This is a genomic window from Pseudarthrobacter sp. 902506025 (genome assembly GCF_040702325.1).
In the GTDB taxonomy this organism is placed as follows: domain Bacteria; phylum Actinomycetota; class Actinomycetes; order Actinomycetales; family Micrococcaceae; genus Arthrobacter.
In genome coordinates, this window is the sequence record NZ_JBFBKW010000009.1 from 181703 (window position 1) to 203968 (window position 22266).

Annotated in this window: 19 protein-coding genes; 8 read left to right on the forward strand and 11 right to left on the reverse strand. The window is 62.7% G+C overall.

Going from position 1 to position 22266, the window contains the following annotated elements; all coding sequences use genetic code 11:
• Positions 1-629 precede the first annotated feature (629 nt).
• A complete protein-coding gene (locus tag AB0280_RS16480; RefSeq protein ID WP_366367885.1) occupies positions 630-1499 on the forward strand; it encodes a zinc-ribbon domain-containing protein in 870 nt (289 codons plus the stop codon).
• Positions 1500-1607: 108 nt separating this feature from the next.
• Here AB0280_RS16480 and AB0280_RS16485 read toward each other — a convergent pair whose 3' ends face one another.
• The 6 genes from AB0280_RS16485 to AB0280_RS16510 form a co-directional block, all read right to left on the reverse strand.
• The gene (locus AB0280_RS16485; protein ID WP_366367851.1) at positions 1608-2210 is read right to left on the reverse strand and encodes a DUF4230 domain-containing protein; all 603 of its coding nucleotides are present in this window, start codon (positions 2208-2210) and stop codon (positions 1608-1610) included.
• A complete protein-coding gene (locus AB0280_RS16490) occupies positions 2207-2650 on the reverse strand; it encodes a hypothetical protein (RefSeq protein WP_366367852.1) in 444 nt (147 codons plus the stop codon). Before AB0280_RS16490 ends, AB0280_RS16485 begins: the two co-directional genes overlap by 4 nt.
• Positions 2651-2778: 128 nt before the next feature.
• Complete coding sequence (locus AB0280_RS16495) at positions 2779-5967, reverse strand: type I restriction endonuclease subunit R (RefSeq protein WP_366367853.1); 3189 nt, start codon at positions 5965-5967, stop codon at positions 2779-2781.
• A gap of 87 nt (positions 5968-6054) precedes the next feature.
• Complete coding sequence (locus tag AB0280_RS16500) at positions 6055-7284, reverse strand: restriction endonuclease subunit S (RefSeq protein ID WP_366367855.1); 1230 nt, start codon at positions 7282-7284, stop codon at positions 6055-6057.
• Positions 7281-8909, reverse strand: coding sequence for a type I restriction-modification system subunit M (locus AB0280_RS16505; protein ID WP_366367856.1), 1629 nt, complete (start codon positions 8907-8909; stop codon positions 7281-7283). The genes AB0280_RS16500 and AB0280_RS16505 overlap by 4 nt, the downstream gene beginning before the upstream one ends.
• A complete protein-coding gene (locus AB0280_RS16510; protein WP_366367857.1) occupies positions 8909-10966 on the reverse strand; it encodes a hypothetical protein in 2058 nt (685 codons plus the stop codon). The genes AB0280_RS16505 and AB0280_RS16510 overlap by 1 nt, the downstream gene beginning before the upstream one ends.
• Before the next feature lie 235 nt (positions 10967-11201).
• Between AB0280_RS16510 and AB0280_RS16515 the strand changes: the two genes are divergently transcribed.
• The 4 genes from AB0280_RS16515 (at position 11202) to AB0280_RS16530 (ending at position 15126) form a co-directional block, all read left to right on the forward strand.
• Positions 11202-11864, forward strand: a complete 663-nt coding sequence (locus tag AB0280_RS16515) for a hypothetical protein (RefSeq protein ID WP_366367859.1) — start codon at positions 11202-11204, stop codon at positions 11862-11864.
• 51 nt (positions 11865-11915) lie between these two features.
• A complete protein-coding gene (locus AB0280_RS16520; RefSeq protein ID WP_366367860.1) occupies positions 11916-12575 on the forward strand; it encodes a DUF4352 domain-containing protein in 660 nt (219 codons plus the stop codon).
• Between the two features lie 187 nt (positions 12576-12762).
• Positions 12763-14037 (forward strand): hypothetical protein, encoded by a 1275-nt coding sequence (locus AB0280_RS16525; RefSeq protein ID WP_366367861.1) that lies wholly within the window; start codon positions 12763-12765, stop codon positions 14035-14037.
• A 132-nt stretch (positions 14038-14169) separates the two neighbouring features.
• Entirely contained in the window at positions 14170-15126 is a 957-nt protein-coding gene (locus AB0280_RS16530; protein WP_366367863.1) for a DUF6414 family protein, read from the forward strand.
• A 531-nt stretch (positions 15127-15657) separates the two neighbouring features.
• On the opposite strand, the gene AB0280_RS16535 is transcribed toward AB0280_RS16530, so the two are convergent.
• Positions 15658-17187, reverse strand: coding sequence for an HNH endonuclease signature motif containing protein (locus AB0280_RS16535; RefSeq protein ID WP_224026216.1), 1530 nt, complete (start codon positions 17185-17187; stop codon positions 15658-15660).
• A 217-nt stretch (positions 17188-17404) separates the two neighbouring features.
• Here AB0280_RS16535 and AB0280_RS16540 point away from each other — a divergent pair, with 217 nt between their 5' ends.
• From AB0280_RS16540 to AB0280_RS16550, 3 genes are all read left to right on the forward strand, one after another.
• On the forward strand, positions 17405-17803 hold the full coding sequence (locus AB0280_RS16540; protein ID WP_159631832.1) for an STAS/SEC14 domain-containing protein: 399 nt from the start codon (positions 17405-17407) through the stop codon (positions 17801-17803).
• Between the two features lie 301 nt (positions 17804-18104).
• Positions 18105-18842, forward strand: a complete 738-nt coding sequence (locus AB0280_RS16545; RefSeq protein WP_366367865.1) for a PspA/IM30 family protein — start codon at positions 18105-18107, stop codon at positions 18840-18842.
• 46 nt (positions 18843-18888) lie between these two features.
• Positions 18889-19434, forward strand: coding sequence for a hypothetical protein (locus AB0280_RS16550; protein ID WP_366367867.1), 546 nt, complete (start codon positions 18889-18891; stop codon positions 19432-19434).
• A 24-nt stretch (positions 19435-19458) separates the two neighbouring features.
• On the opposite strand, the gene AB0280_RS16555 is transcribed toward AB0280_RS16550, so the two are convergent.
• The 4 genes from AB0280_RS16555 to AB0280_RS16570 form a co-directional block, all read right to left on the reverse strand.
• Positions 19459-20013, reverse strand: coding sequence for a DUF3090 domain-containing protein (locus AB0280_RS16555; protein ID WP_159631835.1), 555 nt, complete (start codon positions 20011-20013; stop codon positions 19459-19461).
• Between the two features lie 56 nt (positions 20014-20069).
• Positions 20070-20555, reverse strand: coding sequence for a hypothetical protein (locus AB0280_RS16560; RefSeq protein WP_224026214.1), 486 nt, complete (start codon positions 20553-20555; stop codon positions 20070-20072).
• A gap of 42 nt (positions 20556-20597) precedes the next feature.
• Complete coding sequence (locus AB0280_RS16565; RefSeq protein WP_275180224.1) at positions 20598-21116, reverse strand: DUF2087 domain-containing protein; 519 nt, start codon at positions 21114-21116, stop codon at positions 20598-20600.
• Positions 21117-21295: 179 nt separating this feature from the next.
• A complete protein-coding gene (locus tag AB0280_RS16570; RefSeq protein WP_159631837.1) occupies positions 21296-22243 on the reverse strand; it encodes an alpha/beta fold hydrolase in 948 nt (315 codons plus the stop codon).
• Positions 22244-22266: the final 23 nt, after the last annotated feature.

Genomic DNA, 22266 nt, shown 5'->3' on the forward strand with positions numbered 1-22266 from the left:
AAGCAGCCGCGCGAATACATAACAGCAGCGAATCGGCTTCAATCGTCAAAGACGTACTGCGACGAGCCGCGTCGGCAGTTCGGAGGGAAGGGGGCGTTGCTCCGCAGCCGGAAGACCTTCCCACTGCCGCCGCGTTACTGGAGACAGTCATGGATGGAGAGGTTATTCGTGCAATCAGTGATCAAAAACAGCCGTACAGTGACCTCTACTTAACAGTGGCGCGCAGGATGGAGGAGGCCAAAAATCGTGCCGGAGATGCCGGAACAGACCAAGCGTGGCTCATGCTTAGATGGACAGCGGCGGGCGCAAGGCTTCGCTTCGAAGATGAATGGAACACGGAAGACCCGGGACCCCTCATCGACCCCGTGAAACCGAAATCCAGCTCCAATGGCCATCTTCAACCTTTCCACACCTTCTTGGACTGCCTCCGGACACATGACAGAAACGACCAGCAATGGTGGGACGATCGTTACCGGCATTCAGCAGCCATTACGCGTTACCTCTGCCCGGAAGGACACGTAAGTCGAAAGCACCCTCCCAAAAATGCCCTGCACGGTCCATACGAGTCAGCCTGCTCGGCCTGCTCCGGCCGCAAAGTCTTTCCAGGGTACAACTCGCTTGCGGACAAGATGCCGTGGCTCCTCGACGAATGGGACCAGCAATCACAATCTGGGCCAACGCCGTGGACAGTGTCGACGGGCAGCAATAAAGTTGGGCACTGGATTTGCCCGGAGGGGCACCGCTATGATGCAAGATTCGCTGATCGCGCCCTGCGGGGGACAGGCTGTCCCCACTGTGGATATGGCAGAGTGCTCGCGGGCACAAGCGATCTGGCCACCACACACCCCCAGCTAGCAAGTTTGTGGGATCCCGAGAGCAGCAATATAAAGACACCTCGTGAAATTACTGCGGGCAATGCGAAAGACCGTATCTCCTGGCGGTGCCCTGTAGGGCACTCCTTCGTGAGGACGCCCATTCGCCTTGTTGCCTCCGGTGGACGTTGCAACGTTTGCGAAGGCCGCGTCCTGCTGGCCGGTTTCAACGACTTGGCTACAAAGCGGCCGGATCTCGCGGCGCAATGGAACCAAGCCCGTAATGGGACACTCACCCCCGATCAGGTCCTGGCCGGGTCGGAGACGAAGGTGTGGTGGGTTTGCCCCAGTGGCCATGAATTCGAACGGCGAATTTCAAACCGCTGCAGGTACCCGAAACTGACGTGCCCTGTGGAGACGGGGAAGATCCTGCAGCATGGGGTGTCCGACCTCGCCACACGCGAGCCGGTACTAGTACGCGACTGGGATTACGATCGCAATGGCTTTGCTCCTGCGGGAGTGGTGCCAGGAACACGGAGATATAGTTGGACTTGCCCTGCTGGCCACACCCAATATGTCTCAGTCGTCAACCGGCGCAGGGCAGGCGGATGCACGAGCTGCCCGCCTGCCAGTCGGGCTATACCAAACAAGGTGCGGCAGCGCCGCTCCGACGGGTCCAGATCCTAGGCGGGGCGGGGCCATACGCCCCTCTTGGACGCATGGCGCCGCGTGCGGGCCCCGTTGCTGCCGCCTATTGAATGACCCCGCACGCCAAGACAAGCGGGGTCATTCTTTTCAGAGGAATGTAGCTTGAATTTCCAGGGAGCTGAACACCCCGGTCAACATAGACTTGGTGTTCTCCCCTGCCTGTTGGCGCAGTTTCGACTCCTCCGCGGCGGAGGCCAGCTTGGTTTCGGCAAGTTTGAAGAACTGTGCTTGTTGGGGCGCCTCCATAGCGTCGGTGATCCGGTCCAGGACGCCGCGGTCCTGGCTGAACACGTAGGATCGGTCGTGGTCCAAGTTGGGCTTGTCCAGCTGTGGCTCGGGCAACCGAACAGTCACCGACTTCCCGTCGGCTGACAGTGTCAGGTCGCTGTCCGCGAAACCGGAGAGATCGACATAGGCGTCGACCGTGCCGGCGGCAACGAACAGGGTTCGTCGTCCGGTAATGAGGGTAGGGATCCCAGCGATGTTGTCCTCGATGTCCAGCACCGTTTCAAAGTTACCTACAGCGGCGTGGTACCGGCTGATGTCTTTGATCGACTTCAGCAGCGCAGGCTGGCTCCGGTCCGTCCGTTGAGGCTGAAATAGGTTGAGGCCTGCCATATTCCATACGCCCACTCCGGCTAATCCTAAGATGATGGTGCCGACCAGCGCCATCATGATGCGCTTGATCACTGGATGTGCGTCCCTTGCGGCGTCCCGGCGTTCGCCGCCGAAAGTCGTGCACGATCCAGGCCTCGAAGGATCAGCTCGCCGGCAACTCCGAGGCCGAGCAGCGTCAGGAGGGTGCCGTTCCGGGCGGAGCTGGCGGCGATATAGGTGTTTTGCGTGGCCGTGATGGCAGCAATGTCGTTGGCGTACCAACCGTTGACCACCGATTGTTGCGGCGCTCCCTTTGTTTCCCCGTTATTGACATCGTTTTTGACGCTTGCAGCGGCGAGGTCGGACTTCCATGTGGAAGGGCTGCCGGCGTCGACGGCAGCAGGCCCGGTGCCGACCCAGGTCAAGATGAACAACAATCCGAGGACTGCGCCCAAGATGACACGGGCCAACTGGATTGGCCCTGCGGACGCTGCAAATTTCCGGATCCGGCCTTTACCTTTGCCGGTGTTCACTTGCGGAACGCTCTGTGGGGCCGGCGGAACGGCGGGGTTGCTGTAGTTTGGAGACGAATCGTAAGACGACATAGTTTTCCCATTTTCGTGATGTGTTGCTTGCTGCCCATTGGCAGAAGATGTAGGTGCTAGATGCGGGCGTCAGCGAAACGCGGGGCCATAGACTCCATCTGCTCCATGACCAGCTTGATTGCCTCCGGCTGCTTATCCGGCGGGTACCCAAATCGCACAAGAAGCCGTTTGATCGAGGAGCGGAGCTTTGCCCGCACATCGTCGCGCACGGTCCAGTCAGTACGAACATCCCGCCGCATCACCGAGACTAGTTCCCGCGCGATGTCGGCCAGGACGCCCTCGCCCTGGACCTCCACGGCTGACTCGTTCTGCGCCACCGCGTCATAGAAGGCCAGTTCGTCTGAGTTGAGCGGGGGCGTGAACTGTTCACCGCGCTTACCCTCCGCAGCAACCTCACGAGCCAGCTCGACGAGCTCGGCGATGACCTCGGCTGACGTCAGTTGCTGGTTCGTGTACTTCTTCATCAGCTCGGTGATCCGTTCCGAGAAGGCCCGTTGCCGGATCACGTTGTTCCGCGTGGAAGAGGCAGATTCATCGGCAATCAGTTTCCTCAGTGCCTCAATGGCCAGCTGTGGGTTCCGTGCCTTTTGCGTTTTGGCAATGAACTCGGGTGTCAGGTCATCCAGCGACGGCTTGGGCATACCGGCGGCCTCGTAAATGTCGAGCACTTCACCGGAGGAGGTGGCGGACGCAATCAGGTTCCCCAAGAGCCGTTGGATCTCCTCCGGCACTGGTTCGCCGCTGGCCTGCCTGTCCGCGGCGTCGTACTTCGCCATCCAGACCCGGATTTCCTCGTACACCTGTATCTCGGGGCGCAGCTCGGCCAAAGTGTCCGAGCCGGAGCACAGCGCCCATGCACGGGACAGCTGGCCGGAGAACTTCCGGTACTTGGCGGCGAGTGGCTCTTCACCATTGGAGGGCTGATTTCCGGGCGTAGCAGGATTTCGAAGGTAACTAACAGCTCCGGTTACGGCATTCAGGAAGGCCTTGGGCCCGCCCTTCATCAGGACGGACTTCCAGTCGTGGCCGGCCAGCAGAGAACGCAAAGTCTCCACCAGGGACACCGTGAGGCCCACAGCTTCCTCGATGTTCTTGCCCACCGGCTTGTTCGCCTGGTCAGACTGCGTATACTCACTCAGCGCTTTGGACAGGTTCTCCGCCAGGGGCGCGTATGCCACGAGCAGCCCGTCCTCCTTGCCGCGGAACGTGCGGTTGACCCGGGCCAGAGTCTGCATCAGCAGAGCGCCCTTGAGCGGCCGGTCCAGGTACAGAGTATGCAGCGGCGGAGAGTCATAGCCGGTGAGCATCATGTCCTTGACGATCACCAGCTCCAGCTCGTCGTCGACGTTTTTCAGCCGCTCCTTTACCTGCGCATTCAGCGAATCCCGGCGCACATGGTCCGACACCGGCGGCACATCGGTCGCGTCGCCGGAATACACCACTTTGATCTTGCCCTCGGACAGATCGTCCGAATGCCACTCCGGGCGCAGCGCCACGATGGCCGCATAGAGGTTCGCGCAAATCTCCCGTGTACCGCCAACGATCATCGCCTTGCCTGGCGCCTCAATAAACTTGAGCATCCGTCCGCGCCGGTTCTCCCAATGCGCCACCAGGTCCTCGGCCAGTGCCGCGATACGCTGTGGGGCACCATATACTGCGTTGACGACGGCGACACTCGCCTCAATGCGCGCGCGTTCAGTATCGTCGAGCCCCAGGGTTAGCTCATCCGCTGACTTGTCGAGGTCCTCTTCCGTGAATCCTTCGGACAGTCCCACTTTGATCAGCCGCGGTTCAAAGTACACGGGCACCGTGGCGCCGTCTTCCACCGCGCGCGAAAGGTCGTAGATGTCGATGTAATCGCCAAAGACTTCCTGCGTGTTCCGGTCATCAAAGGAGATCGGCGTACCCGTGAAAGCGATCAGCGTTGCGTGGGGGAGCGCATCGCGCAGGTGCCGGGCGTAGCCGTCGAGATCGTCGTAGTGCGAGCGGTGTGCCTCGTCCACCACCACGATGATGTTGCGCCGGTCCGACAGCAAGGGGTGGTCGGCGCCGGCGTCTTTCTCGGACTTGCTGCGGCCGAACTTCTGCAGAGTGGTGAAATAGATGCCGCCAGTTGTCCGGTTGCTCAGCTCATCCCGCAGCTCGGAGCGCTTCTTGATCTGCTTCGGTGACTCGGCAAGGAGCAAGCTGCGGTCGAAGCCCTCGAACAACTGCCCGTCCAGTTCGTTCCGGTCGGTAATAACCACAACGGTCGGGTTCTTAAGCTTTGGCTGCCGGGCCACCATGTTGGCATACAGTTCCATCTCCATGGACTTGCCCGACCCCTGGGTATGCCAGACGACGCCCGCCTTGCCGTTACTTTCCACCGCCTGGATGGTGCTGGCCACTGCCTTGGTAACGGCATAGTACTGGTGCGGCTTGGCGATTCGCTTGGCGAGGCCGCTTGACCCCTGGTCGAAGGCAGTGAAGTTACGGACCAGCTGCAAAAAGCGCTCTTGGTTGTAGAGCCCGTCCAACGCGGTCTCGAGGGCGGTGACGGCGTCGCCATCCACCATGAAGCCCTGCGGGACCGGCACACCGTCGTCATCCACATTCCATGGTGAGAAGTGGTTGAAGGGGGTGAACGGCGTCCCGTACTTGGCCTGTATCCCGTCGCTGGCGAGGGTGAAGACGCAGAAGCGGAACGCCATGGGGAATTCGCGAATGTAGGTCTGGAGCTGGGCGTGAGCGCCGGGGAGGTCGGCGTGCGCGCTGCCGGCCTTCTTGAGCTCGATGATGCTGACGGGCATGCCGTTGCAGTAGAGCACGACGTCCAAGCGCCGTTTGTAGTCGCCCTGCACCAAGGTGACCTGGTTGACGGCAAGCCAGTCATTCTGGTCCGGCGCCTGGCTGAGCAGCCGGATGGTCGGGTTGGCTTCGTTACCGTCGGAGTCGATGTAGGTCAGACGGTAGCCGTCGACGAGGCAGTTGTGGATCCGATGGTTCTCGGCCATCGCGTCGTTTGACGTGGGTGATGCAACTTCCGCCACGGCCTGCTGCAGATACTGCGCGGGGACGGCCGGGTTGAGGCGCTGGAGCGCGGCAAGCAGACGGGGCCGGATCAGAAGCTCGGACCAGGATTCGCGTTCCCCGTTGCCCGGTGCAATGGCCTGGCCTTCCAGGGGCTTCCAGTCCAGCTCGCCGAGCCGCTCCTTCGCCGCGCCCTCCCAATCGGCCTCTGAAAAGGCTACTGCTGGTGCTGTCACGTTGATTCCCCCAAAATCGATTTGTTGTTCAAATTATTCAGCCTCCGGACATTCAGCCCCTAGGCCTACTCCGAAATTGATGTGGACTTACACGCCTGCGTCTTCCAACACCTTTTCCGCGTATTTGACCCGAAGCTGGCCAGACATGAGTTGGGGGAGGAGCGTGTCGCGAGTGGCCGCAAGCGAGTCCATCTCATACTCGAGTGAATCGCGAAGCTGAAGCATGGGACGAGCTACCGAAGCATAAATATCCTGTATCTCCCGCGAAACCAAGGGTGCTTGGAACGACGGAATTGCGTCGGAGGCTAGATGCAGGACTGTGGTGCCGCTTGTTCTGGTCCTGCAGTGGGCCCTAAAGCGCCCCTGCAGCATAACGCCGAGCAAGAATTCGACTGGCGCGTCCTGCCTTGGACGAATGATGGCTAAGTCTAGGCTTGCGACGAGTTTCTCGTAGTCTGGAGCCCTTGGGACTCGCACTGCCCTTCCGACGACTTCCGCCGCCTGCGTCAAGTCTGTTTGGGCCACGACCAATTCACCAGGCGCGATCTGCTGAGCGGGCTTGAATGGGCCGGAATACTCCTTAAGTCCTTTGCAGGAGTAGCCCCCGTTTCTGCCGAATGACTTTAGCGTTACGAGGGCAGTCAATGAATCAGAAAGGTCTGCGCTCCGATACGAGACGCCTTTTGTGATGGTCGCTAGTTGGCCGAAGGGGATCATCTGCTCAGGATGTCCGCAGATCGAAGTAAAAGTAGCATTCAAGGTTTCACCGATTACAGAAATGAATCTGGTGTTGGCGGCGATTTTGTCGTCGAGGGCGCCCAGCACCTGCGCAATAGAGCGTTGCTCGGAGACGTCCGGCACGGTCAACTTCAGCGAACGGATGTCGGCGAGGTTGATGTAGGCGGCCATGTCGGTGTTGTTCATGCGGTCCGCAGCTTGACGCCCGAACTCCGCGCTACTGAACCAATAGCGCAAGAACGCCGGGTCGACCACGTCCGCATCCAGCACTCGAAAAAAACAGAGCTGTGGGCTGTAGACAACTTGCTCGTTCGTGTCCGGCAAGACTGCAACGCGGCCAACTGTGCCTTTCGTCGTCACGAGGATGTCGCCTGGTTTTCCTGCCTTCGTTCCGATGGCCTTGGTGTACTTCTCCGAAACAAAATCTGGACCGGTGAAGCTGACAGCGCCGTCCATGACATCGGCGACCCGAATGATCCGGTAGCCCTGCTGTGCGTGCTCACTTCGCTTGGTGCGATAGCCGTCGCCAATTTGAAGGACGCCGGCAGCGACGAGTTCTCCCATGCTGACGGAACTCACAACACCCTCCCCAACTGCTCGCGCACAACAGCCGCCAGCCGCTCGGACTCCTCAAACTGCTCAAACAGGTCCTTCGACAACCTGGCCATCTTCTCTTCGATCGGCTCGCCGTCGTCCTCCACATCCGCTGCACCGACGTACCGTCCGGGCGTCAGGGCGTAGTCCGCAGCCTTGATCTCGGCAAGAGAAGCCGAATAACAGAAGCCAGCCTCGTCGTCATACGCCAGCCCGGCCTCATTGGCTGAAGCCGTGGCGCGCCACGCGTGGTAGGTGTTGGCGATCTTGGCGATGTCGTGATCGGACAGCGCGCGTTCGGCGCGGTCAACCATGTAGCCCAGGTTCCGGGCATCGATAAAGAGCACTTGCCCGGTCCGGTCCACGGAACCGCGCGGGCCTGCGGTCTTGTCCTTCGCGAAGAACCAGGTGCACACCGGGATGCCGGTGCTGCGGAACAGCTGAGTGGGCAGCGCCACCATGCAGGATACGAGGTCGGCCTCCACGAGCTGGGCGCGGATCTCGCCCTCGCCGCCGGAGTTGGAGGACATGGAGCCGTTGGCCATGACCACGCCGGCGCTGCCGCCGGGTGCCAGCTTGGAGATGATGTGCTGGATCCAGGCGTAGTTGGCGTTGCCGGCTGGCGGGACGCCGTACTTCCAGCGCGGGTCGGACTCGGAGCGGGCCCAGTCCTTGATGTTGAATGGCGGGTTGGCCATGATGAAGTCTGCGCCGTTGCTCCCGGTGAGCTCCGGGTGCTGGTCGCGGGCGAAGGTGTCGCCCCAGCGTGAGGCGAGGTTGGCGTTAAGGCCGTGGATGGCGAGGTTCATCTTGGCCATTCGCCAGGTGCGCTCGTTGAGCTCCTGCCCGTAGACAGAGATGTCCGAGCCCTCCAGGTGGTGCGCGGCCAGGAACTTTTCCGCCTGCACGAACATGCCGCCCGAGCCGCAGCACGGGTCGTACACACGTCCGCGGTGCGGTTCGAGCACTTCCACCAGCACCCGGACTACACCGGCCGGGGTGTAGAACTCGCCGCCGCGCTTGCCCTCGGCCTTGGCGAACTTTTCCAGGAAGTATTCGTACACCTCGCCGAGCAGGTCGCGGGCTTTGCTGGCGCCCTGGCCGGTGAAGCGGGCGGAGTTGAACAGGTCCAGCAGTTCACCCAGGCGGCGCTGGTCTACGTTGTCGCGGTTGTAGATTTTGGGGAGCGTGGCGGCCAGGGACTTGTTGTCGGTCATGATGAGCTCCATTGCCTCATCAATGAGCAGCCCGATGGACTTCGGCGCTGCGCCGTCCACCGCGTCCAGGCCCTTGGCGTTCTCCGCCAGGTAGGTCCAGCGTGCCCGGGGCGATACCCAGAACACGCCGCGGCCGGTGTACTCGTCCACGTCGTCGATCAGCTGGGCGATCTGCTCCTCGTTGAGCCCGTCGGCTTCCAGCTCGTCCTGGATCTGCTCCCGCCGCTCCTCGAACGCGTCCGACACGTACTTCAGGAACACCAGCCCCAGGATCACGTCCTTGTACTGTGAGGCGTCCATCGAGCCGCGGAGCTTGTCCGCCGCCTTCCAGAGTGTGTCCTTGAGTTCCTTCATGGTGGACGGGGCGAGGTCCACCTTCACTTTCGGGGGCATTATGCAGTTCCTTCTTCTGGTCCGGCGTGGGTACTAGGGTCTGTCAGGGTGAGGCTTCCGCCCGCTACGCCGTCCGTAATCAGGGTAGCGAGTTCTTCCAGCTGTTTAAGTCGTTCCCGGGCTTGGGACTGCTCGTGTTGCAGCAGGTGCAGGGCGTCGGTGAGCGGCTGGCGTTGAGCTTCGCCTGTGCGGCGAAGCTCCCAACCCCGCCAGGTCTTGTCTGCCGGGTTGAGGTTGTTGATGTCGCGGGCGACGACGTCGGGCACCAGGCCGCCCGGGTCACCCTGGTCAATCCTCAGGATTCGTGCAGGGAAGACGACGACGGCGCCGCCCTCGGCGTCAACTATCGCGGCGGGCCGCGGGCTGGTACAGAAGACGACGTCGGCGGGCTCGGTGAGCCGTCCGGCGGGGTAGTTGGCGGCGAACTCCAGCAGGGTGATGAAGCGGGGTGGGGCATTGTCCGGGTCCAGCAGTTCCTCCCGGCCAAGGATCCTGCTTCCCGCCGACCTGTTGGTGTGTTGCTCTTTGACCCGGATGCCCTTCACATACTTCAGGTGCCCAGAGCCCATGAGTTCCCGGACCGAGGCTGGAGCGGGGGATGAGTAGGCAGGCGCGGGCTGCACGCCGACAAGCCTGTTGTCACTACCTGCCCCTATGGCCAGGGCCCGGACGAGTTCGTCGACGCGGAGCGCGGCCTCTGCGCCCGGCGCCGCCGTCGGGCTCCTCTTGGCCGGCCCGCTGACCAGGGCGCCGGCTCCCGCGAGCAGAATCCTGGTCTGTACCAGCCGGGCGAACCGGAAGGAGTGAGCGCGGATTGTGGCGCTGTTTCCCATCGACGCGACGATGTCGCTGATCAGGTCCTGGATTACGTCGACGGTCAGCGGGGAAGTGCTGAGATCTGCCACCATGGTCCAGCGGTCTGCGATGGGTACGTTGGCAAAGGACGGCCCCAGCACCCACAGCGCCTGCGGCTCGCGTGGTTTTGCCCGAAGGAGCCCGGGGGTGAGCCGGATGATGGCCCGCACGCGGCCGGACCGCAGCAGGTCGGCGCGGATGTTGTCCGCTTCACCGGCAAGTGCATCGGTCAGGACCCGGGCTGGAGCCATTACAACCGCCCGTTGGAAGTCGTCCATTTGCAGCACGATGTTCTCGATGCCGGACAGGATGCCCTTGGTGTTCAGGCCGGGTTCGCCGGGCGCGGGATATTGCGCCACATGGATTGCGGGACCGGTGACGGCGAAAGCGCCCTTGCCATCGACCTTGACGGGCCCACTGTCCCTACCGTGCACAGCCAAGCGCCGGCGCGCCAGACGCGAGGCGCCGCCGTCGTGATCCGCTGCTAAAAAGGTGACGGACTCTGACTCGCTGAATTCTTGGGCGATGCTGAGCATAACGTCGCTCCCGCCCGGTGTGGCGTCCACGAAGACGGGCCGGCTTTCCAGCGTGGCCGCAAGTTCTATGGCTGCTGCGCTGACGAGGCTGAGGGCAGCAGCCGTAAGAGCGGTGTCCGCATGCTCCCTCAGGCCCTCCTTGAAGCGGTGGGTCAGAAGTTTCTCAAACGCCGCCGGAGCGCTGTAGGCGCTGTCCACCAGCCTGTCGGCGAAGCTGGCCAGCCCAGGAAGTGCGGAGCCCAGGGCTTCCAGCTCGGAGTACAGGAACAGGTCATCAGGATCTGCCTCATCGGCCTCGTCTAGGAGACCGGATGCACTCCGGTTGCCCAGCGCCTGTCCGGTGATGACTTTCAGTGCGAGCAGCGCAGTCAGGCCGTCGAAGGTCTTGCGGCCGTCCTTTAGTGAGCCGTTGGCCGCAGGTTTCGCGTGGACGGCGACGTCGTTCCTTGCCTCAGGATTGTTGCCCCGGCCAGTTGCCTGCAACCACGCGGTGACTTCGTCGGCGTCGAAAAGTTCGACGCCGTTTACCGTTTCCGCGGGTACCGGGAATGGGAGGGGCCCCGCGCTGCTGCGCCTCCGCCACATGGAGACAACGGGACGCTGGACCTGTGCGAGGGACGCTACATCCGACAACGTCATTCGCATCGTTGTCGTCACTGTGTCCATTGCTTCCCCCTTTAGTTGGTACGCCCAGAGCCTAACGGAGCCGACAGACATTTCCGGATGGGCGCTGATAACCCCCCTTATCAGTTAGTTGGCGGTGCCGGCCAGCAAGCAGGCAATAGCTTTTTCCTGCAGCCAGGAGGTAATCCTCCGCAGCTGTGGCGGTGGCGGGAAACCGCACGTTGGGGGGAGGTATCCCGCCGCCGACCTGCAGAACTCATGAAATGGGGAGAACTAAGTGTTGAACAACGACATCGGACCGGGGGAGATCCAGGACACTGATCAGGTGTACCAAGCCGGGCATGCGACTCCTGCCCAGGTGGCCAAGCGTGGCCGGAAGAAGGCTGCCCTTCTGGCGGCGGCCGCCGTCGTGCTGTTTGCCGGCGGAACGGCGCTTGGAACGGCATTGCCGGATCCTAAGGAAAGCCTCGCGTATAAGTCCCTCGCTGCCGAGAAGTCCACAGTCGAGATCGAGCGGGACGCTGCACTTTCCAGCTACGCCTCACTGAAAGGCAAGTACGACACGCTTGAGAACGGCATGGCTTCCCGTGAATCCAAGGTCTCGGCCCGGGAAGCCGAAGTCGGCAAGGCAGATGCTGCCGTGAAGACGGCTGAGGCAGCGGTCAAGGCCCGGGAGGACGCCGTGACCGGGGCCGAAAAGGCGAAAGCGGCGCGCACGGTTGGCGACGGGACCTGGACCGTGGGCACGGACATCGAACCCGGCACGTACCGGGCAGCGGCTGCCGTCGGCTCCACCTGCTACTGGGGGATCTACCGCAGCGGCAGCAACGGCAGCGACATCATCGAAAACGACATCCCCGGCGGCGGCCGGCCCGTCGTCACCCTCTCGGCAGGGCAGGACTTCAACTCAACCCGCTGCGGCAAATGGGAAAAACAGTAGCCACAGCTACTCCGCAGCATCATCCAATCGCATCACTTGAAAGGCACCATCATGACCAACCCAGACTTTGCCCCTGTCCCGCCGGCGGCCCAGACGCCGGCAGTCCGACCGTTCTACAAGAAGAAGCGCTTCGTCGTCCCCACAGGCGTCCTCTTGGTGGGCATTCTCATGGGCTCCTGCTCTGGCGGAAGCAAGCAGGCCGCGGAGTCCAGCCCCATCGCCTCTGCCACGGCCTCCATTGAAGCGACTGCACCGGCCGCCGCCGCTACGGCCGCCCCGGCGGCGGCAGCACCGCCGTCGTCCGCTCCTGCCGCTCCCGCGGCGCCTACTGTGGGCGTTCCGTTCTCCGTGAAGATGCGCAACGGCAACGTCGCCAGGATCACTGTCGTGTCCGCGGTCCGCACCGACTCTGTCGCCACCGGCGCGTTCGCTACCCCGCCCAAGAACGGCACCTACCTGCTCCTGGACGTGCTCTGGGAAACGGAATCCGGCAAGACGAGCTCCAACCCGCTCTACTTCTCGGCAAAGGATGCCAACGGGCGTAAGGCAGACATGAGCATGTTCGCCGATAACCAACTGGGCTCAGGGGAGGTCCTGCCCGGCGATAAGGCACGGGGCAACATTGCCTTCGATATTGCACCAGGAGCTGCCACCGTCATGATCTCTGATCCGCTGCTGCAGGAGGCTGCCCGGATCCAGATTCCGGGATAAGCTCACTTCCGCCCGTGCGGTCTGACCGGCGGAGGTCCGTGCAGCGTGGCGAGCAAGATCCAGCCACATCATGCGGGACACTAATGACGGCGCGGCGGGGAGCCCTGGGCTCCTCTGCCGCGAACCGAATTGCAACGTTGATAGAAAGGCCCAGGGTTGAGCCTGTGGTTTAGAGGGGGACAACGCAATGACCGAGAGCGAAGCTGTCACGCTGGAGACCCAGTTGGATGATGAGGAAGCCAACGCAGACATCGCGAAGGCGGTCAGTGCGCGTCATTCAATCGCACGCAAGTACGTCATGCGGATTCGTCGCCGGCGTCCAGAGGCGACACCCGCGGAAGTGATCAGGTTGCTCGAACGTCACTACAGCACGTCGATTACGGCTGCAGGGGCCGCGATCACCGCCGGTTCGATCGCGGCTGAGGTGGGAATCTCATTGATTCCGGGTGGCAGCGTCGCGGCAACCGGCCTGAAGACGGCTGGGAAACAGGCGGCTAGGAAGACTGTGCAGGTAACGGCCAAAGAGGCGGCCAAAGTGGCCGCGAAGAATATGGCCATGGGGGCTGCGAAAACGGGCGCTCACCGTGTGGCCGCGCTTCTCCCTGCCGGTGATCAGCAGCTCCAGTTCGAGCTCACGGCAATCTTTGGGCTTGCCTTGGCCGACATCCATGGGAAGGCCCTGGACCAGGACCAAGCCCATGCTTTGGTCTACGGGCTCACCAACGACCGGGTGAGCCAGGAACAAATTGCCGCCATGGCCAAGGATGTGGCGGAGACTTCTCCTGAAGGTGCAGTGGGCGTTGGCCACAAATTCGCGGCCGCCAGCGGTGACTGGTCTCACTGGGCGACAACCTTGGCAGATACCCTGCCCAGCGGGGCCGCGCAGAGCCTTGTCCGGACCATCCAAACGGGTCAGCTGGACACCGTGCGGGAGACCCTGAACGGAAAACAGCAGACGGCGATTGAATATGGAGTGGGTGCACTCACTGGGGGTGTGAGTCGTTTTGTATTTGGCCGAGACGTCGTCGAGTCCGCCCGTAAAGCATTCCCCGAGGCTCCGGCGGAGTTCCCGGCGCACCTTGCCCTGCAGATCGAGTCATCAGAAGTCGACGACCGAGAGTCCGAGCCCAACCGTGCACTTGCAGCTCTGGAGGAGGCAGCGAAGTCCACAGGAAGCTGGATCTCCGGGACGGCCAGCACTGTCGGAGAAGGAGTCGCTACGGGTGCCTCCGCCGTGGGATCGGGGGTCGCGAGTGCCGCTGCTGCGGTGTCCCGCCCGTTCCGTGCCGTGGACGTTGACGGCGACGGGGTCCCCGACGAGCCGCAGGCACTCGCAGCGGTCAAGGGCCTCAGCGGTGCCCTGGCTGGAGCCACTGGCGCAGCGAGTGGAAAAGTGGCTGGTTTGTTCAAGTCCCGGAAGCGAGATGGGGCGGATGCGCAGGAGAAGGCACCTGAGGAATGAATCCGGACGCCCACAGCACGGAACTCGCCGGCGCATTCAGGATATGCAAAAGTGGCGATCGAAGTCACGACGATGATAAAGAAAATACCTCGGAGGTCACTGGGTGGCTATCCTGTGAAAGGGAATTGAACTATGCAGCCAAGTGAAATTGAAGAACCCCCGTATTTTCTTAATCATCCGCTGTACCTTGACACACCGATGATGGTGAGCTTTCTCGCGCACCTTGAAGGCGGGGTGTCCACAAGTGAGGAAACGACCACAAAAGAGGCCGGATCAAAAGAGCGTGTGTTGAAAGCGCGTGCAGGATTCAAATTCAACTTGCCCGCCATTTTGGATGCTGACGTAGGCGGAGACGGGTCCACCCAGAGTCGTGATGATGCCAGTAGCGAGGTCAAAACTAACCGCCACCACACGGCGGCTAGTCTCTTCAATGCGTTGTATCGTTACCTTCGCGAGGATGGGCAGATACTAGCAGTTGAACGTGTGTCGGACATCGACCACGTGTGCAGTGGCCAACTGATTGAGGTCAAAGGACGCTATCTCGGTAATCCCTTTGAAGATGTTCTTCTGTTTGCTGATTCCCTGCTCGGGTACCTGACAGCACAGCAGGACGCGAAGTCGGCGGGGAAGGTTCCTGCCTCCAAAGCGAACCGCTCGGGAAACCCTCAAGTGAAAGCTGCTGCTTCTAAGACATCCAACAAGGAAGATGAAGCTGGGTTGGACACTGGCACCGCGGCGCTCGTCGTGAAGATGGCTGCCGATGTTAGGGCGTCTCATGTGCACGACCTCTTACTAGAGACTTCCGATAACCTTTCCGCCGTTCTTACCGTCTCATCTGACTTTTATACGTCGGCAACCAATGAGTACCTGAAGTCCGGCGAGTTCTCTGTCATAGGTAAGGTAACGCGGGCTTTGGACGAAAATGAGACAATAAACCTGTCACGCCGCACTATCCTCGGTGTCGCTAGTCCCGAATTGGCTCAATCCGTCGTCGATGGTTTCAGTTCTATGAGACCGGAAGGTGCGGCCGCATCAGCCATAGTCAAGGGCCCTGCCATCCAGGTTCTTCCCATGGCAATCTATATATAGATTCTCGTGCTCAAGGCAGTAGTTGGACGAGTCAAGGGCCGGGAAGGAGGCAGTTGCTTCTCGGCGGGTAGAAAACTGGACCAGAAGTCGGTTTGATAGGAGCCCGCAGCTACCCTGGTTTCGACGCGCTGGCCATTCATGCTGCGAGGTCGACGCAACCGAGGACTGCGGGTGGGCACGGTGGCTAAGTGAGCACCGTTGCCTCACCCTGAACCCCTGCCGCGAATTCCATTCAGGGTGGGCCTGCACAAACTTGCAGGCCCAAATTCTCTTCCCTTTCAGGCGTGCCTACCCGCAAACTTCCAAATCAGGTGGCCAGGTTTGGCGCTCACAGGTACGTGTTTAGGCGGGAACAGGCCGTTTTCTGTTGAAAGTCTCTTCCACATGGCTATGCAACTCACACTGGTTATTTCGATACGCAGGCCGGCGGCACATTCTGTACTGTGACAGCCGGTTTCAATGGACCCCGCATGTTTTGTGCGGGGTCCATTGCGCTTCCCGGGCGGCACGAACCGACAGCACACGTTGAGCTCACCGCGCGGCGAGGTACGCAGCCAGGCAGTCCTCGCCGAGGGACCGTGGCAGGCGGAAGTAGTCCACTGTGCCTTTGCCCGCTGGCATCATTGAGTTGCTGCCTGATTGAGAGGGGATGCCAGCGCGCGCCTGCGGGCGCGAAGGCAACTTCGGTGGCTCCCAGTCCTGGTGCTCACTCTTGTATTTGCGCCCGGAGGGTGAAACCCAGCCGGGCGGCTCATCCTTTGACGCCGCCGTCGGCCGCCACTGGCTGATGTGCCGCAACCGATGGTGCTTGGGACATGGTTGTCCCAGGTTGCTGATTCCGGTGGTCCCGCCCTGGTGCCAGGCGAGCAGATGATCTGCTTCGTTGTCCAAAGAATTGTTGTTGCAGCCGGGGAAGGGACACTTGCCGTCCCGCAAACGCAGCCACGTCCGCATGGCCTTTGTGAGCCGGTAGCTGGTGCGGCCTATTTCCAGCGGGGCGCCGTCCCGGGGATCCACGAGCACGCGGTAAAACGAAGCGGCTCCGTTGGCTACGAGATCCCGTGCCATGGCAGCCGGGATGGGGCCATAACCGTCCAGCATCGCTGGTTCGTCCGTGGCACCGAGGAGGGAAAATACCGGGACGGTGACCAGGACTTCGGCGCGGGGAACGGGGATGTCAGCAAGCCCCTTCGACGCGGTACCGGCGTCGTCAGTTCCCGCGGACCCGCCGCAGCAACCGGTGCAGCCGCTGCCCCCGCGGAGGGCCGTAGCGGCGAAAAGATCCGCGCGAAGTTGGGTGAGGGTGCGCTCCTCGTTGGGTCCCTGGAAGCCCCGGGCTATAGCGGTGTAGCGGTTCCAGATGGCCGTGGCCTTGTCTGCCGGCAGGTATGCGGACAAGCGTGCCATGCCGTCCTGCTCCGGAGCGAACTCAAGGCACCTCTCCTCCACGCTCTTTGCGTGCCGTATTTCGATGCTGTCCGGATGATTGCGTTCGCGCCAGACCCGGGCCTTGCGCCGGAAGCGGTATGCGGGCATCTCCCCTGCGGGGCAACCGCGGGCAGCGTCCGGCGCGTCCGGGTCGAGGAAGTGGGCCTCCAACGCGGTCGCGGCGTCAGGGTTGAGGGTGGCGGCCTCCTCCACCATGACGCGGGCGTGCTGCCACGACATAGTTCCAGCCTTGAGTGCTTCCATAGTCCGGGGCAGCGAGGTCGTGAGCGCGTAGGACTGTGCCAGAAGTACACCGGCGGCACGGTCGCCGATGGCCAGGAGGCAGCCTACCTCCGCGGCGATGGCCATTTCCTGCGCCTGCACCGGGATGTCCGGGGGAGCGATGGACCGCGCTGACTCCGCGAACGTGGACACAGCCTCGGCCTTCAGTGCGGCGACACGGGCCTCGGTCCGAGCCAGTCCGGCCAGGATGTCCAGGCATTCGTCGGCGCCGGCGGCCAAGGGATCGTTGGCTGCGGGCGCTCCGCATGCGGCTTTGGCTACCTCGCCACGGACCACGGCAAGGGCGGCGTCGATCGCCTCAAATGCCTCTGCCACCGCGTCCCGTCCCATGTACTAACGATGAAGGGAGGGTCTGACAATTTGAGCGGGTAGTGGACTGCACCGGAAGTTTTCGCTACTACCCCCGGATAGTCGTTGCCCATAGGCTATGTGAGCAGATGAAAGGGTTGCGCACAGTGGCCCACGGCCTGTGGGTCCGTTCTGCTGCAAAGGCGACGCCGTTCAGCTACGGTCAGGAGCTGCGCTGCACTTCCACGACAGGGGACACATGAGCACAGTGGACATCAAAGGCAAGGCGACGCTGGAGTTGTCCGATGGAGTCCTTCGCTTGAGCTGGAAGCAGGGAACCTACGTAGGCATCGACGTGGCCAACGCCGCCCTCGCGGCCATCTCCTCCTTGGCCCAGGGCACCAGGTTGCCGATGCTGGTCGAAATCCACGGTGTGACCCACTCTGCGGCCGCTCGAAAAGTCTTTCCCGACGCAGCCAGCATTTCGCGTATGGCATTGCTGGGTTCCTCTCCCGTTGATCGCGTCATCGGCATGTTCCGCCTCCCCCTGGCACCGACGGGATTCCCGGTCAGGTATTTCACGTCTCGGGACAAGGCAATGGCGTGGCTGCTTGAGGACTCGGAGGAGGAAGCCACGGAACTGGGCGACACCGACTGATCGCGGTTCCCATCCAGGCAACACCCGCGAGGAATGCCCGCCGGTCCGCATCTACGGGCACGGGGCTGGCGGCGGATTGGGGGGTTGCATCCGGTCTCGGGATGCTCCGGCCGCCGGCCCTGGCTCGATGTGCAGACCCTGCCCCAGCGGCAGGATCTTGACCTCAACGATAGGACCCGTCACTGAACGGCAACCCACGATGGGCACAAGGTTCGCTCAAGAGTGGCTCTGGCATTACCACTGGTTTTTGGATGACGGCGGTCAGATAGGATGCGAATTCCATCAACGATGGAAAGACCCCGTGAAGCAGAGTATTTTCGCCCGCGTTGCCCAGCTCGCCAAGGCCAACCTGAACACCCTCCTGGACTCAGTCGAAAACCCGCAGAAGATGTTGGACCAGATGATCCGGGATTACTCGGAGAACATCCGCGAAGCCGAGGCAGCCGCGGCGCAGACAATCGGCAACCTCCGGATGGCCGAAGACGACTACACCCGGGCAGTGAACGACGCGAACACCTGGGGCAGCAAGGCCGTAGCCGCCTCACGCAAGGCCGATGAGTTCCGTGCCGCCGGCAACAACGCGGACGCCGACAAGTTTGACGCCCTGGCCAGGCTCGCCCTCAGCCGGCAAATGACCGCCGAATCAATGGCCAAGTCCCAGGCGCCCACCTTGGCCGCGCAGAACCAGGCTGTCGACCAACTGAAGAACGGCCTGGACCTGATGCGGGCCAAGCTCCGGGAACTGACCGTAAAGCGCAACGAACTCGTTAACCGTGCCCGGGTCGCCGCCACCCAGTCCCAGGTCAACGACGCCCTCAAAGCCCTGGGCGGTGGAGACCCGACATCGGCGACCGGCCGTTACGAAGACAACGTCCGGCGCCAGGAAGCCACCGTCCGCGGCCAGCAGGAACTCGCATCCTCCTCCCTTGAGGCCCAGTTCGCATCACTGGAGGACCTCGGAGAGCAGACCGAAGTGGAAGCCCGGCTGGCGGCCCTCAAAGCGGGTGACCGGAAGGCCCTCGGCTCCCGGGATGGGTGAGGATGGAGCCGTAGCTGCTGGAAGATTCTGCCCCTAGGATGGCGCCATGAGGAAGTGGGGCGAGATGCATCCCGCGCTCCGTGCCGTTCTGGTTGGCGCACTCGCTTGCGCCGTCATTCTGGCAGCAGGACTTATCGCCGGGGGAAGCCTCGACGACGCCATCGCGAACGCCGTCTTCTACGCGCTGATGGTCGGTGGCGGCGTGTTCTTCCTGACGAAGCGGTTCCCGACCACGGCGGAGAAGCTTGATGAGCACGGCGACCTGGTCGTCTTCCTGCGATTCCCCGATTCATCGCCGGGCTCGTTGAGCAGCATCTGGCAGATGGGGATTGCCAGGCCGGGAGCCAGGCGGATCGATTTCCAGCCCATCGTCGACGACACGCTGATCCCCAGTGGCCGCAGCAAGGCTCTCACCGGGCTGGGGACATCAGGCGTTCCGGTGCGGAAAGTTAACCGTCACGACAATCAACAGGGCGTGCCGTTGGACTTCCGGATCCTCACCCTGGACTCAGACGGCGGCGTCATAGAAATCGCAGCCGGCCCGGCTAACCTCCAGAAACTCGAGCACGCCGTCGAGTCCGCGTCGCCGTAGCCTGTGGCTGGCAGATCGCCGGAATCATAGCTCAGGAGGAGTACAGGCATGCCCGTCGGCGTCGATCGGGTTTCCGCAGAGCGGGCAAAGGGGCCGCCCGGCGCCCACCACTTCACGTGTGCGCTTGGTGAAGGCGCGGGCTGTCCCTACTGGCATCCGCACCAACAGCATTTCGGGAGCCTCGGCCCCGTCCTCGCCAACGGACTCGTCGTCTGGATCAACATCGGCATCGGAGAGGGGATAGGCCTCAATCACCACCTGCGCCGTCGCTGGGTCCCAGCCCAGGCCCATGGCACCGGTCCGGAACTGCTCCTCAACAGCCTCAAGCGGATCGTTGTCGACCAGCTCAATGGGCGTGCCGGTGGGGACGCTGAACGGGTTCCCTTCGAGGGTGATGAGTTGGTCGAGAATTTCATCGATCTTCTCGGCGAGCAGGGCAGATTGCTGCTTCTCCATGGCGATGCTCACCAGCTGCGCCCCCGCGCGTACCTGCAAGTAGAACGTGCGCGCACCCGGAGCTCCGACGGTGCCGATGACGACCCGATCCGGCCAGGCAAACTCGTGAACAAGTGTAGGCATGTGAGTATTTTAGGGGAGATGGCGTGCGCGGCGGGTTTGCCCTGCCGCACGGGAGTTCACGGAGCGCGCAAGTGAGCCAGCACCAGCCCGATAGGTATGCTGACGGCGATCACCACCAGCAGGGCCCGGTATCCCCACGAAAACCAACCGGACGTTGGGCCCCGGCCCTGAACGGTCCGGAACATCAATGCCAGCGAAACAACCAGCAGCGCCCCGCCGGCATCAACAACCCACGGGTTGCCGGTCAATGTCCCGCCAATGACGGCCGCAGAGGCGCCGTTCCAGGCCACCAGCTCCGCAACTGCTTTCCACCCCACAAAGCGTTGCGGGGCCAGGAAGTACTGGGCAATGCCCAAAGCACCCTGTGCCACTCCTCCGACGAGCACCAGGTACGCAGCGGCCCACGACCCATGCTCAAGACGGAGCGGACCGGTGACTGCCGCAACCAACCCGCCCGCCACAACGCACAACAGCGCGACCGCGCCGAAAGCCACGGCCCCCTTCATAGTGCCTCCCGGCATCACACGTGACGAGTCGCTCATGCGCTCCAAGCTACTGCACTGCTTCAAAGGGCACGGCGCCGGCTACTCCATCAATGAATAGGACGAGCCCGTGCGCGTGCGCTGCAAAAGGCCGAAGTCGACCAGGTAGCGGCGCAGCAGGACGACGTCGTCGGTATAGCTGAGCAGCCGCTCATTGACTTGCCGCTCCGTCAGCGTTTCGCCAGGTTCGACGATCTCGTTGGCGATCCTTGCCAGCAGGGCCCGCCGCTCGGCAACGTTCGCAGGGTATCGCTCGATCCGCCCCAGCCGCATGAACCTGTCCAGCCCAGTCCGCGGCTGCCGGCGCGGCTGCTGGGCCAGCAGGTCGCGGAAAATCGAGTCCACTGCCACCAGCCCACCCGATGTCTGCTGTTGCACCAGCCCCGACTCAGTCAGTGCTGCGAGCGCCCGCACCCGCCGCTGTTCCTTCACCCCAGGCAGGACGTCCTTGGCCGCCGCACCCAGCACAATCTGAGCGTAGGCAATCCTCGCATCGGCATTGCCCAGTGCTGCCAGCACCCGCCGCCAATGCGGGCCGTTCATTCCTGTGCCTCCGGCCACCTCGATTTTCTCCTCTTCACGTACTCACACCCAGGCATTGGAGTGTGCCGCAAAATCCTAGCCCTGGTGCCGTGGTCCCGGGAAGCGGTGGTGAGGTGGATCTGTACCGATGCCCTGTCCGCAGGGTTCGCCCCTGGCAGCACCGAAGGAGGCACCGGAGCGGGCATCCCGGAAGCGCGTTACGCGTCCCCGTCCTTGGCGTAGAGGGCCAGGAGATCGCGGCTGAACTCGTGCGGGGATGTTTCGCACGGACTGTGCCCACCGCGGTACACCCCTATCCGCGCCCGGATTGCCTGGGCGAACAGCCGGTGCAGCCGGAGCGGCCACAGGTCATGTTCACCCACCGCCACGAACTTGGGAAGCGGCGCCTCCGCCAATGCGGCCCGAAGGTCCGGGACGTTCTGCATCAGGGTGTAGATATCGCGGACGGAGGCGCGGCGGGTGAAGCGGAAGCGGTAGTTGACGAACCGTTGCCGTCCCGGCGGTACATGGGCCACCCTGCCGCTCCGGATTCCCCAGATCAGCAGGGCAGCGCCGGCGCGACCGTTCACCCAGGTGCTGAACCGGCCAATACGGCTCACGCCCCGGAAACTCTGGCCCGGTTCCGGCGGGCACCCCAGAAACGTGATGGACCGGAACAGTTCGGGCCGCTGCACGTAGGCAAGCTGGGCGATGATGCCCGCGAAGGAATAGGCCACGATGTGGGCCGGGGTGGTTGTGGTTTCCAGGACGGCCAGGAAGTCATCCACGAACAACCGGTAGTCGTAATGCTTCCGGGGCGGCACCAGGTTCTCGGGGCCGGCGCCGGCTGACTGGTATTGGCCCGCCAGGTCGTAGGTCAGCGCGTAGTAGCCGGCTTCGGTGAGGTCCGGCATCATGAGCGAGAAATCCTCTTTCGAGCCCGTGGCACCGGGTATGAGTACGACGGAGGGATCTTCCGGATTTCCCAAGGCCATGGCGGCCAGCTTTCCGCTGGGAACGTCGATCGTGAACTGCACGGCGCCCAGTGGCGGGACCGACCAATCGACGTCGCCCAACCCGGCATCCAGCAGTGCCGCTGCATCTACCTGGGCAGAACCGAACTCCTCGGGGTCAACCCCGTACTCTTTCCGGCCCGGCTCCGCCATGGTCCCAAGATAGTCCAGCAACG